Annotated in this window: 11 protein-coding genes, 2 tRNA genes and 1 pseudogene; 4 read left to right on the forward strand and 10 right to left on the reverse strand. The window is 62.1% G+C overall.

Annotated elements, in window-relative coordinates; genetic code table 11:
- The first annotated feature begins 2 nt into the window (after positions 1-2).
- The 3 genes from LDP01_RS08170 to LDP01_RS08180 are packed head-to-tail and all read left to right on the forward strand — an operon-like array spanning position 3 to position 2,840.
- Positions 3-911: an ABC transporter ATP-binding protein gene (locus LDP01_RS08170; protein WP_224088376.1), complete on the forward strand. Its 909-nt coding sequence runs from the start codon at positions 3-5 to the stop codon at positions 909-911.
- Positions 911-1,855, forward strand: a complete 945-nt coding sequence (locus LDP01_RS08175; RefSeq protein WP_224088378.1) for an ABC transporter permease — start codon at positions 911-913, stop codon at positions 1,853-1,855. Before LDP01_RS08170 ends, LDP01_RS08175 begins: the two co-directional genes overlap by 1 nt.
- A gap of 52 nt (positions 1,856-1,907) precedes the next feature.
- Complete coding sequence (locus LDP01_RS08180; RefSeq protein ID WP_224088380.1) at positions 1,908-2,840, forward strand: TauD/TfdA dioxygenase family protein; 933 nt, start codon at positions 1,908-1,910, stop codon at positions 2,838-2,840.
- Between the two features lie 102 nt (positions 2,841-2,942).
- Here the strand turns inward: LDP01_RS08180 and LDP01_RS08185 are convergent, their stop codons facing one another.
- From LDP01_RS08185 to LDP01_RS08205, 5 genes are all read right to left on the reverse strand, one after another.
- The gene (locus LDP01_RS08185; protein ID WP_224088382.1) at positions 2,943-3,902 is read right to left on the reverse strand and encodes an aldo/keto reductase; all 960 of its coding nucleotides are present in this window, start codon (positions 3,900-3,902) and stop codon (positions 2,943-2,945) included.
- Between the two features lie 31 nt (positions 3,903-3,933).
- Positions 3,934-5,688 (reverse strand): glycoside hydrolase family 13 protein, encoded by a 1,755-nt coding sequence (locus LDP01_RS08190; protein WP_224088384.1) that lies wholly within the window; start codon positions 5,686-5,688, stop codon positions 3,934-3,936.
- A gap of 76 nt (positions 5,689-5,764) precedes the next feature.
- Positions 5,765-6,676, reverse strand: coding sequence for a carbohydrate ABC transporter permease (locus LDP01_RS08195; protein WP_224088386.1), 912 nt, complete (start codon positions 6,674-6,676; stop codon positions 5,765-5,767).
- Positions 6,676-7,590 carry a carbohydrate ABC transporter permease gene (locus LDP01_RS08200; protein WP_224088387.1) on the reverse strand — a complete coding sequence of 305 codons (915 nt, stop codon included), beginning with the start codon at positions 7,588-7,590 and terminating at the stop codon, positions 6,676-6,678. Before LDP01_RS08200 ends, LDP01_RS08195 begins: the two co-directional genes overlap by 1 nt.
- Before the next feature lie 24 nt (positions 7,591-7,614).
- Positions 7,615-8,889 carry an extracellular solute-binding protein gene (locus tag LDP01_RS08205; RefSeq protein WP_224088388.1) on the reverse strand — a complete coding sequence of 425 codons (1,275 nt, stop codon included), beginning with the start codon at positions 8,887-8,889 and terminating at the stop codon, positions 7,615-7,617.
- 234 nt (positions 8,890-9,123) lie between these two features.
- Here LDP01_RS08205 and LDP01_RS08210 point away from each other — a divergent pair.
- Positions 9,124-10,348 (forward strand): annotated as a pseudogene (locus LDP01_RS08210) (ROK family protein).
- Between the two features lie 40 nt (positions 10,349-10,388).
- Here LDP01_RS08210 and LDP01_RS08215 read toward each other — a convergent pair.
- From LDP01_RS08215 to LDP01_RS08235, 5 genes are all read right to left on the reverse strand, one after another.
- Entirely contained in the window at positions 10,389-11,960 is a 1,572-nt protein-coding gene (locus tag LDP01_RS08215; RefSeq protein WP_224088389.1) for a Na+/H+ antiporter, read from the reverse strand.
- Positions 11,961-12,074: 114 nt separating this feature from the next.
- Positions 12,075-12,731 carry an SDR family oxidoreductase gene (locus tag LDP01_RS08220; RefSeq protein ID WP_224088390.1) on the reverse strand — a complete coding sequence of 219 codons (657 nt, stop codon included), beginning with the start codon at positions 12,729-12,731 and terminating at the stop codon, positions 12,075-12,077.
- An 85-nt stretch (positions 12,732-12,816) separates the two neighbouring features.
- Positions 12,817-12,890 (reverse strand) — tRNA-Met (locus LDP01_RS08225).
- A 61-nt stretch (positions 12,891-12,951) separates the two neighbouring features.
- A tRNA-Thr gene (locus tag LDP01_RS08230) sits at positions 12,952-13,023 on the reverse strand.
- A 118-nt stretch (positions 13,024-13,141) separates the two neighbouring features.
- Positions 13,142-13,717 (reverse strand): LysM peptidoglycan-binding domain-containing protein, encoded by a 576-nt coding sequence (locus tag LDP01_RS08235; protein ID WP_224088391.1) that lies wholly within the window; start codon positions 13,715-13,717, stop codon positions 13,142-13,144.
- Positions 13,718-13,895: the final 178 nt, after the last annotated feature.

Consider the following 13,895-nt stretch of genomic DNA (forward strand, 5'->3'; position numbering starts at 1 on the left):
CCATGACAGCCAAAATCAGCCTCCGCAACGTGACCAAGCAATTCACGGTCCGGGCTACGAAGTCCACTGCCGCAACGACGCTCACGGCCATCGATTCGCTGAGCCTGGACGTGCGCGACGGCGAGTTCCTCACCTTGGTAGGGCCAAGCGGTTCCGGCAAGACCACCCTGCTTGACTTGCTCGCGGGTCTCTCAACGCCCACGTCCGGGGAGGTTCTCGTTGACGGCAAGCCCGTGACGGGTCCCGGCAAGGACCGCGCCGTGGTGTTCCAGCAGTACGCACTGTTCCCTTGGCGGACAGCTTCGGCCAACGTGTCCATCGGCCTGGAAGGACCAGGGCCGGACGGCAGGAAATTGAACCGGCGCGAACGGGCAGCCAAGGCCAGGGAGTACTTGTCACTCGTCGGGCTGGCCGGGTTCGAGGACCGCTATCCCCATGAGCTCTCCGGGGGCATGAAGCAACGGGTCGCGATTGCCCGCAGCCTGGCTTACGAGCCCGACGTCCTGCTGATGGACGAGCCTTTCGCGGCATTGGACGCCCAAACCCGCGAGCAGTTGCAGGACGAACTGCTGCGCATCTGGAAGGCCACCGGCAAGACCATCGTGTTCATCACCCACGGCATTGACGAGGCCGTCTACCTCGGCGGGCGCGTGGCAGTTCTGAGCGCCCGTCCCGGCCGCCTGAAGGAAATTGTGAACATCAACATCCCCGATCGCGACGGGGAGGACGACATCCGCTCCCACCCGGCGTTCGTCGAGCACCGGCACGAGGTATGGACGCTCCTGCACGATGAGGTCCGTCGCGCGCAGGACGCCGGACACCGGAAGATCCTCCCGGACGGAAGCGCACCGGATGAACCGTCAACCCTGACCAAAGAGGGAACCGCCACCAATGAAAGGACTGCGGCCTGATGAGCACCACATTGACGCAGACAGAAACCGCGGCGGCAGCGCGCAAGGCAAGCATCACCACCGAGCCGGGCAACGCCGTCGGACCTTCCGGTACTGCAGCCGCGCCCACCCGGGACGTTAACGCGCAACGTTCGACGCCGGTCCTCACCACCGTGCGCAGGGTTACGGCAGCAGCCGGTTCAGGCGTGTGGAAGTCCGCCGGCATCCTGGCCTTCCTGGCACTGTGGGAATTCGGCCCGACGTATCTGGCCAGCCCGTCCACCAGGGTATTCCTGCCACCGTTGCACGACGTGCTGTTGGCATGGGGCAAGCTCTTTGAAGCCGGCACCATCCAAGGCCACATCGCGGCCAGCCTCACCAGGTCAGTCACCGGTTTCGGCGCGGCCCTCGTTGCAGGTGTGTTGCTGGGGCTACTGATCGCCTGGTACGGACGGCTCAACGCAGTCCTCAACCCCTTGCTGGAGCTCTTCCGCAACACGGCCGCACTGGCCCTGCTGCCTGTGTTCACTCTGCTGCTGGGAATCGGCGAGGAATCCAAGATCAGCATCGTGGCTTACGCAGCCTTCTTCCCGGTGCTGCTGAACACGATCGCCGGAGTGAAAACCGTGGATCCGCTGCTCATACGGGCTGCGCGCTCGCTGGGACTGAACAGTTTCCGACTCTTCCAGAAAGTCATCCTGCCATCCGCCGTACCCACGATCTTCACTGGTATCCGGATGGCCGGCACTGCGTCAATCCTGGTGCTGATTGCCGCCGAAATGGTCGGCGCCAAGGCCGGACTTGGCTACTTGATCGTGAACGCGCAGAGCAGCTTCCTGATCCCTGATATGTACGCGGGCATCCTGACAGTCTCGCTGCTGGGCCTTGGCGTGAACTTCCTGCTGGTCGCCCTGGAACGCCACTTCTCCCGCTGGCGGACGGCGGTAGGCGCGGACGCCCCCTGAAAACCACCCCCGTGGCACCCGCCACAACCCATCACAAAGTAAGGAAAGAACAATGACCCTCATTACCGAAACCAAGCTTGAATTTGCCAAGCTGGGCTCCCGCATCGGCGCGGAAATCCGGGGACTCGATATCAGTGGAGACCTCAGCGAGGACACGATCGCCCAGATCCGGGGCGCGTTGAACGAGCACAAGGCCCTGGTATTCCGGGAGGCCAACATCCTCACCGACGAAGCCCAGGTGAAGTTCGCCAGCCATTTCGGACCGCTTACCAAGGCACATCCCACGGTTGCGTCCGTGGAAGGTGAAGAGAACGTCTTGCCGGTTGACAGTGAGAACGGCTCCGCGAATAACTGGCATACGGACGTTACTTTCGTGGTCAATCCGCCGCAGGCCTCCACGCTGCGGAGCATCGACCTTCCTGCCTATGGCGGGGAGACGCTCATCGCTTCCTCCGCTGGCGCTTACCAGGACCTGCCGGAGGAACTGCGCAACTTCGCGGACACCCTCTGGGCCATCCACACCAATGATTACGACTACTCCGTGCCCAAGAACCTTGAGCACCAGAATGCCGAGGAGCGCCGAAAGGAGTTCACCCGCCTGAAGTTCGAAACCGCCCACCCCGTGGTGCGGGTCCACCCGTTGACCGGCGAGCGCGGATTGTTCATTGGGGGCTTCGCGCAGCGGCTTCGGATCGTGGGCTTGTCCAACACAGAATCCCGGGACATCATCAGGCTGCTGCAGGCTTATGTGACGCGCCCGGAGAATGTGGTGCGGGTGAATTGGGAGCCCAACCAGGTTGTCTTGTTCGACAACCGGATCACCCAGCACTACGCCCCGGACAACTACGATGGGCAGCCGCGCAAGCTCAATCGCGTCACCATTGCCGGCGACATTCCCGTGAGCATTGACGGCAAGGCAAGCCAGGCCATCCAGGGTGATTCAAGCACCTACTCGGTGGTGGCCCCGGTCGCTCGCGTTTCGTAGGGGCCCGTATGTGTTGCTGTTGTAGCCCATCTGAGTCGCAGTTAAGCGCGTTTTGAGACGTCCTAACGCGCACAACTGCGACTCAGTTGGGTAAAACGGGCTTTAGGGGATGTTGCTTCCCCGCGCCGCCACCCACAGGCCGTACCACTCCTCCCTGGACATGGCGGCAGCCGCGGAGGCGGCATCAGAGCAGGCAGCGATCCGCCCGGGGTTGGTGGTTCCCAGCACGGGAGAGATCCGCGCCGGATGCCGCATCAGCCACCCCAGCAGTACCGATTCAGGCGTGGTGCCTTTCTCCCGCGCGAGCCGCTGAAGCATTTCAGCCGTAGCGGACTCGGCCGGCGACATTTCCCCGGACGGCGCCCCTGTGTAGCGCCCTTGAGCCAAGGAGCCGTAGGCCTGGAGCTCAATCCCCTTGGCCATGCATAGCTCCAGGGTCCCATGCGGAAAGTTGAAGCCCAGCCCGTCCGCATGGTTGACCAGTACGGTGCTTTCCAGCCAGTCCCGCCGCAGCAGGCTCATCTCCAGTTGGTTGGCGATGATGGGCATCTCAAGGGAGTCCTGCAGGAACTCGATCTGCGCGCCGGACATGTTGGACACACCCAGCTGCCGCACCTTGCCTTCCGTAACAAGCTGCCCGACGGCGTCCGCCACCTCGCGGGGATCCATCAAGGGATCCGGGCGGTGCAGGAGAAGGACGTCTACGTAATCCGTTTGAAGGCGCTTCAGGCTTTCATTGACCCGTTCAAGGATGGCTTCCCGGCTGAGGTCGTAGTGCGTGTCCAGCCCGCGCTCCCCCAGCCTGATCCCGCATTTGGTTTGCAGCAGGATCTTCCCGCGCAGGCCCTGCGAACGGGCGAGGACTTCCCCGAAGACGGCTTCAGACTTGCCGCTGCGGTAGATGTCAGCATGATCGAACAATTCGATGCCGATACCTTGTGCTGCCTCGATGACTGCGGCAGCCTGTTCAATCTCCGCGGCACCATAGGACGTTCCGTCCCAAGGACCGCCAAGACCCATGCAGCCGTAGATCAGGCGCCCGCGCCCGTTCGCGTTATTCATCCCTGTATTCAATCAGTTGGCTGCCCGGCGCTTACGCGTCGCGGACCACCCAGGCTGTGGTGTCGGCCGGGAGCAGGCCGCCTTCCAGCGGTCCGCTGCTCACGACGACGGTGCCTGCCGGAAGCGCGAAGGGCTCGCTTCCGAAGTTGGTTACCGTTTCCCAACCGCCCGGACGGCTGAAGTGCAGAACGTCCTGGTTTCCGGTCTCAACCCATTCGAGTTCCTCGTCGGTCTGCAGTTCCCTGCGCAGGCGCAGTGCTTTGCGGTAGAGCTCCAGCGTTGAGCCTTCACGTCCTTCCTGCCCGGACACCGCGTACTTCGCGAACCATTCCGGCTGCGGCAGGTGTGCCTTGCCTTCTCCGAAGCCAAAGGAGGGTCCTTCTGCGGTCCACGGCAGCGGAACGCGGCAACCATCGCGGCCGATTTCCACGCCTGGGTTGCGGTAGAAGGACGGGTCCTGCCGCTCGGAGTCCGGAATTTCGGTTACTTCCTGCAGGCCAAGCTCTTCGCCTTGGTAAAGGTAGGCGGAGCCGGGTAGCGCGAGGAGCAGCAGCGTGGCGGCGCGGGCACGACGCAAGCCCAGTTCGACGTCGAGCTCTTCCGCCGGCGCGCCGGCCAGCAGCCAGCCTTTGCCGTCCTGGCCCTTTGGCTTGCCGGCCGAGACATCCTGGGCGGCGTTGGTTCCCTTGGCAACTGAACCGCCCTTGGGCAGTCCATAGCGGGTGGCGTGCCGAACGACGTCGTGGTTGGAGAACACCCAGGTGGAGGACGCCCCGGTTTCCTTGGCCGCGATCAGGTTTTCCGTGATGATGGTCCGGAAGGAAGGCGCATCGAAGTCGGCCTGCAGGAGGTCGAAGTTGAAGGCTTGGCCCAGTCCCTCAGGGCTGGCATAGCGGGCGCGACGCGATTCGTGGACCCAGGCCTCGGCTACTGCAGTGCGCGGCGGGTTGTACTCGTTGAAGAGCTTGCGCCACTCCGCGTAGACCTCGTGGACTTCGTCACGGTCCCAGAACGGGTGTGACCCGTCTACGAAACCGTCCGTGCCGTGGGCCCGGGCCTCGAGGTCTGCCTTCATCGGCATCGGCTCGGAGAGATCCTTGGCCATGCCGTGCGCGACGTCGATGCGGAAGCCGTCCACGCCGCGGTCGGACCAGAACCGCAGGGTCTTCAGGAAGTCCTCGCGAACCTCGGGGTTGTCCCAATTGAAGTCGGGCTGCTCCTTGGCAAAGATGTGCATGTACCACTGTCCGGGAGTGCCATCGGGCTCGGTGATGCGTTCCCAGACCGGTCCGCCAAACACGGAGTCCCAATCCGAGGGCGGAAGCTCGCCGTTTTTCCCCTTGCCGTCACGGAAGATGTAGCGTTCCCGCGCTGCAGAGCCCTTGGGCGATGCCAGGGCCTCCTTGAACCATTCATGGCGGTCCGAAGAGTGGTTGGGGACGATATCGGCCACCAGCTTAATGCCGGCGGCATGCAGTGCTGCCGCCATCTCATCGAAATCTTCAAGCGTCCCCAGCTTGGGGTCCACGTTGCGGTAGTCATCGACGTCGTAGCCACCGTCCGCAAGCGCCGACGGGTAGAACGGGCTCAGCCAAACGGCGTCGATCCCCAGTTCCTTCAGGTACGGGACCTTGGCGGTGATGCCCTTGAGGTCACCGATGCCGTCGCCGTTGGAATCGGAGAAGCTGCGCGGGTAGATCTGGTAAACAGCCGCCTGGCGCCACCAGTTCGGATCAGCCATTCGCTCTGCGTCGGTACGGTGTGCCTGAGTGGCGGAAGTGCTCACGAAACTCCTTTGATTTAGAATCTAAATTTATATCCCGGACCAGTATGAAACGCTGGGCACGGAAGGTCAACATCCACTAGCCCTTAACGGCGCCTTGTGTCACACCCGCCATGACCCACCTCTGCGTGAAGAGGTACGCGACGATCGCGGGCGCCATCGCCATCAGGTAGGAGGCGAAGGACACGTGGTAGTTGTTGCTGAACTGCGTTTGAAAAAGGTTTTGCCGTACCGGCAGGGTCTGCAGTGCCGGATCGGAAATGATCAACGACGGCATCATGAAGTCATTCCAGGCATAGAGGAAGGCGAAGATACCCACGGTGGCGCTCATCGGCGCCAACAGCGGGAAGATCAGCTTCCAGAACGTCTGCCAAGTCGTAGCGCCATCGATCCGGGCACTCTCTTCCAGTTCCATGGGTATGGAACGCAGGAATGCGGTGAAGAGCAGCACGCTGAAGCTCAGTTGGAACATGGTGGCCAGGAGGATAACGCCGAACGGGTTGTCCAGCCCAAGACGACCGGTGAGCTGGATCTGCGGCAATGCAACCACCGGGAACGGAATGAACATCGCTCCGAGAAGGTAGAAGAACGAGTACCTGAACAACCGGCGTTCCCAGTTGCGCACAATCGCATAGGAGGCGAATGCAGCAAGGACGATGGTGGCAAGGACGGTCCCTGCAGTCACCAGCAATGACATCGCGGCACCGACGGGAAAGTTCGTCAGGTTCCAGGCCTGGATGAAACCGTCGAGACTGAAGGGGGCGGGAAATGAGAAGGCGTTGCCATCCACAGCCTGCCCCTGGGTCTTGAAAGCCATGGACACCGTGACATAGAGGGGAAGCAGCACGGTTACTGCGCACAGGATGAGCACTGTGGTCGCCGGCCAGTTGACCCGCTCGATCGCCGGAGCCGACCGCCGTCGGCTGGTTGGAGCGGTGATGGTTTCAACGTGGGAGGAGTCCTCGATTGCGAGGGTGGTTTGTTTGGTCATCAGAGTGCATTCCGTCCGCGAGTCAGCGAAAGCTGCAGGAGTGAGATAAGGATGGCGACCACGAAGAAGATCGTCGCGTTGGCCATCTGGTAGGCGTAGTCGCCGCCATTGAAGCCGGCAATGACAGTCATCGCAATGCTCCGGGTGGAGGTCCCGGGGCCACCGTTCGTCAGCCCGACGATGATGTCGTAAGCATTCAGGAAGCCCTTGAACCCGAGAATGATGTTGATGACCACGTAACCGGCCACCAACGGAAGGGTGATCTTCAGCAGCTGCTGGAATTTGCCCGCGCCGTCGATTTCCGCGGCCTCATAAACGTCTCCGGGCACTGCAACAAGTCCCGCAATGTAGATGAGCAGTGCCCCGGGTACCGCCTGCCATGCTGTGACAACCACAATCGCAATCCACGCGAGGTCCGGGTTTGCCAGGAGGCTGCTCTCCAACCAGGGGATCCCTGCCGCAGTCCCCGCGGCAGGCAGGGAGTTCGAAAACAGGAAATTGAACACGTAGGCGATGATGATGCCGGAAACCACCATCGGGATGACGAAGATGGTCCGCAGTGCCGACTTCATCCGGATGCGCGCGGTAAGGCCGACGGCAAGGAGGAAGGCGATCACGTTGACGGCGATCACTGTAACGATGGAGAAACCGAAGGTGAACAGGTAACTCTGCAGGATAGCGGGGTCGCTGAAGATCGCTATGTAGTTTGTCAGGCCGATGAACTCCCAATCACCAATTCCGATGGAGTCCGTGAAGCTGAAGAAGATACCGATGATGCCCGGAATCGTGATGGCGAGCGTGAACAGGATGAGGCTGGGCACGAGGAAAAAGTAGAAAATCGGTTCCACGCGCCGCCTGCTGCGCTGCCCTTGGCGGCTCTGCCCGGATGTGGTTGAGGTGCTGATACTGGACATGATTCTGACTTCCTATGTTCTGCACTACTGGCGGAAGGCCAGGCGCGCCCAATCTGCGTCGAGTGTGCGGAGGGTGGATGCAGGGGACGCGCCGAACACGATTGCCTGCGTGTAGTTCATGATCGGTATGGTGCGCGGAACGAGTACCGAGGGGCCCTGGTAAACCTGCGATTTCTCGTAGTACTCCACCATTCCCTCGATACGGGGATCCGGAACATTTGCAGAGTCCTTGGTGGGTGTGAAGCCCAACTGCGACTTGTTGTAGGCATCGATCACCTCTGGACGGTACAGGTACTCGAGGAAGGTGCGCGCAGCGTCCTTGTGCTTGGACGCCTCGGGAATCCAGGCCGCGAGGTCCACGTTGACACGGACGCGCAGGTCCTTGGGGTCCTCGGTCATCGGGAGGGGAAAGGTTCCGAGCTTGAGGTCCGGGGCGGTCTTGGCGATCTCGCTGAATGCCCAGGGCCCCTGCAGATACATGGCCGCCTTGCCCTGCGAGAAAGCAAGATTGCCGTCACCGTAGGCGCGGCTTGCAGCATCCTTATTGACGTAGTTCTTCGCGAGCGTCAGCATCTTCTCAACCGGCTGGTTGAAGTCCTTCTGGAATGACACCGGGGATTCCGGACCAACCTTCGTGCCCTCGGCAGCAAGCTTCCTGAAGAAGTCAATGGTGTCCACCTGCCCGCCTACGGAGTAGTCAAACCACCCCTGGGCAATCGTCCAGTCGTCCTTCCATGTGGCATAGAACGGCGTCACGCCAGCGGCTTTCAGCGCTTCGCACGCCGCGATCATCTCGTTCCAGGTCTTCGGCACGGCGACGTTGTGCGCAGCGAAGATCTCCTTGTTGTAAATCACCGAGGACGCCATGACTGAGTAGGGCAGGGCACTGGTGCGCTCCGGGTAGGAACCGTACTGGTCCATCAGAGGCTGGAGGTCTTCGCGGACGCGGGAGGCGGCCTGGGTGCCTGACAAGTCGCTCAACGCTCCGCGCTGGACGAAGCGGGACGTCTCCATGTTGTAGTTTGCAAGCGCGATGTCCGGTGGATTGCCGCGGACGAAACTCGCGGACACGACGTCGACGCCCGAGGTGTCCAGGACCACCTCGGTTTCGTTCTGGGAAGCGTTGTAGTCGGCAACCAGCTTGGTCATGAATCCGATCGCCTCCCGCTTGCTGAAGGTGAAGCGGATGGTCTCTTTGCCCGGCTCCCCGGTGCAGCCCGAGAGAAGGCCGGCCAGCAGTGCCAGACCCAGGCCCATCGCTGCCATGCGTTTCTTGCGCGTAGCTTTCACAGACTCCATAGTCCTTTCGTCTTGCGGACCCCCAGTGGCCGCTATGCCGTGGGGGAGGTGGTCGTGTTCGACCTCCACCGGAGTTTTGATAGGAGGTAAATTTATGACCTATCGCTAGTATTTAGTGAGGAGCGCCACATGGTCAAGCTTTGGGGGAAATACGTCGTCATCTAAATTTATGTACTAAATTTAGAGAGACCGCTCTATCACTCCGGTAGGCGGCTGAAAAGGTGGGAGCGCCGAATGCTGACCGGGATTGCGCCGTCAACACAGCTGGTTCGCAGGGTCAATGCCAGCGCGATGCTCAAGGCCATGCGTGGTGCCGGTGTGGTAACAGGCACAGAACTCATGGCTTCCACCGGGCTCTCCCGCGCCACCGTCATTTCCATCTGCGACGAACTTGTCCGGCTCGGCTGGCTCCAGGAACTGGAAAACCAGCGGGGGGCCGGAGACTACATCAAGGGCAGGCCGGCACGCCGCTTTGTTTTCGACGACAACGCGGCCAGCGTGCTCGGAATCGACATCGGCGCCAATAAGATCACCGCCATAGTTGCCGACATGGCAGGAACACCTTTATCCCAGGTCACGATGCCCTTCCGCACGTACAACGTCTCTGCCAACGAGCGCGCGGATGTGCTGGACCGGATCGCAGCAGACGTCCTGAAAAAGGCCGGCGTACCTGCAGACTCGATCCTTGCAGTGTCTGTGGGAGTGGCTGCCCCGGTAAGCCGCGACGGCGAGGTCCTCACCGTCCAGGAATTCTGGAAATCCTTCGATGTCCGCGGGATTGTTGCAGAGCGGCATGGCTGGCAGGTACTCGTGGAAAACGACGCCAACCTCGCAGCCCTCGCGGAACGGTGGCAGGGCACCGCGCAGGGAGTCGACAACCTCGTGGTTATGCTGGCAGGCGACCGCCTGGGTTCCGGAATCCTCGAATCCGGCCGTTTGCTCCACGGGCAGCTTGGCGGCTTTGGGGAACTGGGATACCTGGACACCGTTGACGGCGTGGGCGACACGTACGGCATCGCCCACTACGCCGTGCTGTGGGGGCGGGAAGCGCTTGGCGATACCCCGACCACGAAGCTGCGGGAACTTTGCGGGGATGATCCTGCAGCGTTAACAGCGGAGATGGTCTTCAAGGCAGCCGCGGAAGGCGATCACGCCGCCCGTCAGGCCCCTGGACCGTGTGGCGCACCGCATGGCCCGCGTCATCGGCTCGATCAGTACCTTGGTCAACCCTGAGCTGGTGGTTATTGCGGGAGCCGTCGCCGCCTCTGCCCATGCACTGATCCCAGCCATTGAAAAGCAGTTGCCGGACTTCACCTTCACTCCCCCGCGGCTGGCAACCTCCACCCTCGGTGACCGCATTGTGTCCCTCGGCGCGATCCGCCACGCCCTGGACTACGTCGAGGAGCACGCGCTGGACCTGTCCCCCTCGTCATTGCCGAAGCGCGCGGACGCCTCCTGATCGTGTCCGGCGCCCGACTGCAACCCGGGCCTGCACGGTGCTATTCCGGCATTGACATGGTGCGCAAATCCAGCTGCCTCAGGACACGATCTGCCACTTCAGGATCAGTCCCGGGCTCATTACGTGCCTCCACCACTTCCTGACGGGCGGCATCCAGCGCGATCGTCTGCACGGCAATGGCAAGTTCACGGCCCCGCTTGCGTTTCTCCGCCGCTGACTCGTTGCGCAACGTCCCATCCAGCAGCTCTGCGTGGAGCCGGCGCATCTTTTCCTTGACCAGTGCCACTTTGTCCGCCGGGAGTTCCTTCATGAGCTCATGGTCCTTCAGCGCCGAGACCGCTGCCGACTGCGCACGTTTGGCCAGAACGCGTGCCGCGTCCTTTTCATGGGAACCGTCCTCCGTGGCTTTCAGGACCCGCATCAGCCAAGGAAGTGTCAGGCCCGGCAGTACCAACGTGGCCAGAAGCACGGCGCAAGCGATGACCAGGATTTCGTGCCGTGCGGGAAAGTCACTCCCATCAGGCAGGGTCACGGGGAGCGCCAAAGCGAGGGCCAGGGTGGCCAGCCCACGCATTCCACACCATGTCAGGATGAGTACTTCCTTGGGCGAGGTTGGCTGCAGCAGATTCCGCCGCCGGTGGGCCGTGAGCGCAAGCAGCCCGAGCCATAGGTAGCGGACAACGAACACCAGGATGCAAATCACCACGGCAACGCCAAGCATCCCGAAAATCGCCGTCCCCTCGTCACGGATGACGTGACGGATCTCCAAGCCCACCAGGCCGAAGGCCAGTCCGGTGGCCAGCAGCTCCACCACGTCCCAGAAAGCTGTCCGCGTAACGCGCTCAGCAGCGTCCTGCGGCCGCGCGTGGCGTTGCAGCTCCAGGGCAGTCACGACGACGGCAACCACACCTGATGCGTGCAGCTCTTCCGCCAGGATGTACGCAGCAAACGGAACCACAAGCGTGACCGCGCTGCGTGCCACCATGGACGTCACAAGCTTGGTGATGAACTTGGTCAGCCAGCCCATGGCAATGCCAATGACCACTGCCAAGGCAGCACCCACCACAAACTGCAGGATGACATTGGGGCCCACTTCGCTACCGGACACCGTGGCAGCGACTGCTGCCTGAAAGATCACGATTGCGGCGGCGTCATTGAAAAGGCCCTCGCTCTGCAGAACAGTAATGAGCCGCCTGGGCATGTGAACGCGGCCAGCCACTGACTCCACGGCAACCGGATCCGGCGGCGCCACCATGGCTCCCAAAGCAATCGCTGCCGGGATCCCGATACCAGGAATCATGAGCCACGCAGCACCAGCCACCACCGCGGTGGAAACCACCACCAAAGCGACAGCCATGAGTAGCAGCGTGCGCCACCGGACGCGGAAAACGGCCCAGGAACTCTTCTGCGCAGTGGCAAAGAGCAACGGCGGGAGGAAGATTGGCAGGATCAGCTCCGGCGAAATCTCAAACTCAGGAAAGCCGGGAATGAACGTCAGCGCAACAGCCAGGAGCAGCATCAGGACCGGATAAGGAAGCCGAAGCCTGTCCCCCAGGCCGACGGCCAGCACCGTGGCAAGCAGCAATCCGATAATGAGTGCCAGCTGATCCATGTTCCCGCTTCCCCAGAAGTTGTACGAGCTTCCCGCAGGCCTGGCCCACGGAAGCTACCTACCAACCTATCCCGGGGTCCGTAGATCCCTTGCCACGTCAATCCGTGGACCACGTCAATCCGTGGTCAGGGCATCCACCACGTCAACGGTTCCATCCTTGAAAGTGATGGTCCGGTGGATAGTGCCGGGAAGTTCCAGGACGGCAGCGGCCACCAAAGCAACGTTGGCACGGGACGTCCCGGTGCCGTTGCCAGGGTTGGCCGGGTTGACTTCGATCAACCCGGACGCCGGCTCCTCGGTCAAGGTTCCCGGTCCCAGCACCGTCCAGTCCAGGCCGCTACTGCGCAGGTAGTCATCGGCCACTGCTTTGGACTCTGCATAAGGGAAGAAGGGATGGTCCTGGGGAATGCCGTGATCCTTGGCACTGCCGATGTAGGACACCATCACGTAACGCTTAATGCCGGCTTCCTTGGCTGCGTCCATGGATCGGATGGCGGCGTCCCGGTCCACGGCATAGGTCCTGGCCGGGTTACCCCCACCGGCCCCTGCCGACCAGACCACGGCATCGTGGCCCTTGAGCGCCTGGGCGAGTTCCGCCGTCGTCGAGTTTTCCACGTCCAGCACTTGCGCAGTGGCTCCTGTCTCCGTGACATCTGCCACATGATCGGGATTCCGAATGAACGACGTGACATCGTGACCTTCGCCACTAAGAATCCGGGATAGATGAAGGGCCACTTTGCCGTGGCCGCCAATGATTGCGATTCGGCTCATGCACCCATTCTGTCCCAGATGGAAAGGTGGCGCGGTCGGGCAAATGAAAAGACCCCGCAGATGATACCTGCGGGGTCTTGCTCTGTAGCGGTGGGGAGGCTCGATCTCCCGACCTCACGATTATGAGTCGTGCGCTCTAACCAACTGAGCTACACCGCCACGAATGAGAAAAACCTGTGTCAAGCCGGTCAAAACCGCCTTGACACAGGCCCTCATTCAGAGCCCCCCACCGGAATCGATCCGGTGACCTCGTTCTTACCAAGAACGCGCTCTACCACTGAGCTAGGGGGGCAACGAGTAAATACTCTACCGGACGTTTTCAGAAGCTACAAATCGGCGAAAATCCGGGGAAAAACGGCGCCGACACAATTTGCGCAGACGCCGTTTTCCTGATCCAGATAACGCCCAAATCAGGGCAGCCGGAGCACCTGTCCGGGGTAGATGAGATCCGGGTTGGGCACTGTGTCAGCATTCGTTGCGATCAGGGCTCCGAGGTCCACCCCGAACTGCGCAGCGATGCCGCTCATCGTGTCGCCGGGCTCCACCACAACCTCCGTGACGCGCGGGGCGACTGGACCACGTTGTCCCGCCTCGGCAGCGGCCTCAGAGGCCGCCTGGCGGGCCACTGGCTGAACCTCAGGGGCTTCCGGCTCCAAGCCCGCCTGCTCGGCGATCCCAGCGCCTGCAGCGTTGGCCGCCGCCTGCTGTTCGGCGGCCTGGGCTGCGGCAGCTTCCGCGGCCGCCTTGCTCGAAGCAGAAGCATCGACGGCGGCAGCATCCTCTGCCGCCTGGTCCACGGCGGAGGGGTCGGCAGCGGAGCGGTCGGCAGCGGGTTGGTCGGCAGGATCAACTGAGGTGTCCGGCGCGGCGGCCGCACCCTGGTTCCTGTGATCCTTTTCACCGGCATCCACCACGCTGGCATACGGGCTTGGGTGATGTTTCTCACCAAGGCCCAGGTTCTTCTTCAAGTTGTCGAGCAATCCCATCGGAACCCTCCTACATTCAGCTTGCGACCTTCAGGCTCTTCGCAGCTACGCCACTCGTAGCACCTCGATCGTACGGCGGCACTCCGGGCGTTCCAAGGCCTCCAGGACCTCCAAGACCTGCAAGGCCTCCAGGGCCCCAAGGGGCGGTCAAGCACAGCTATGTCATGGGCAGGCCCTG

The organism is Arthrobacter sp. StoSoilB13 (assembly GCF_019977255.1).
In the GTDB taxonomy this organism is placed as follows: Bacteria; Actinomycetota; Actinomycetes; order Actinomycetales; family Micrococcaceae; genus Arthrobacter.

What these genes read in the sequence shown, in the direction of transcription:
- LDP01_RS08215 (WP_224088389.1), bottom strand. Translation starts at nt 11,960, where the DNA reads ATGGATCAGCTGGCACTCATTATCGGATTGCTGCTTGCCACGGTGCTG.
- LDP01_RS08205 (WP_224088388.1), bottom strand. Translation starts at nt 8,889, where the DNA reads ATGGAGTCTGTGAAAGCTACGCGCAAGAAACGCATGGCAGCGATGGGC.
- LDP01_RS08220 (WP_224088390.1), bottom strand. Translation starts at nt 12,731, where the DNA reads ATGAGCCGAATCGCAATCATTGGCGGCCACGGCAAAGTGGCCCTTCAT.
- LDP01_RS08185 (WP_224088382.1), bottom strand. Translation starts at nt 3,902, where the DNA reads ATGAATAACGCGAACGGGCGCGGGCGCCTGATCTACGGCTGCATGGGT.
- LDP01_RS08175 (WP_224088378.1), top strand. Translation starts at nt 911, where the DNA reads ATGAGCACCACATTGACGCAGACAGAAACCGCGGCGGCAGCGCGCAAG.
- LDP01_RS08235 (WP_224088391.1), bottom strand. Translation starts at nt 13,717, where the DNA reads ATGGGATTGCTCGACAACTTGAAGAAGAACCTGGGCCTTGGTGAGAAA.
- LDP01_RS08195 (WP_224088386.1), bottom strand. Translation starts at nt 6,676, where the DNA reads ATGACCAAACAAACCACCCTCGCAATCGAGGACTCCTCCCACGTTGAA.
- LDP01_RS08200 (WP_224088387.1), bottom strand. Translation starts at nt 7,590, where the DNA reads ATGTCCAGTATCAGCACCTCAACCACATCCGGGCAGAGCCGCCAAGGG.
- LDP01_RS08170 (WP_224088376.1), top strand. Translation starts at nt 3, where the DNA reads ATGACAGCCAAAATCAGCCTCCGCAACGTGACCAAGCAATTCACGGTC.
- LDP01_RS08180 (WP_224088380.1), top strand. Translation starts at nt 1,908, where the DNA reads ATGACCCTCATTACCGAAACCAAGCTTGAATTTGCCAAGCTGGGCTCC.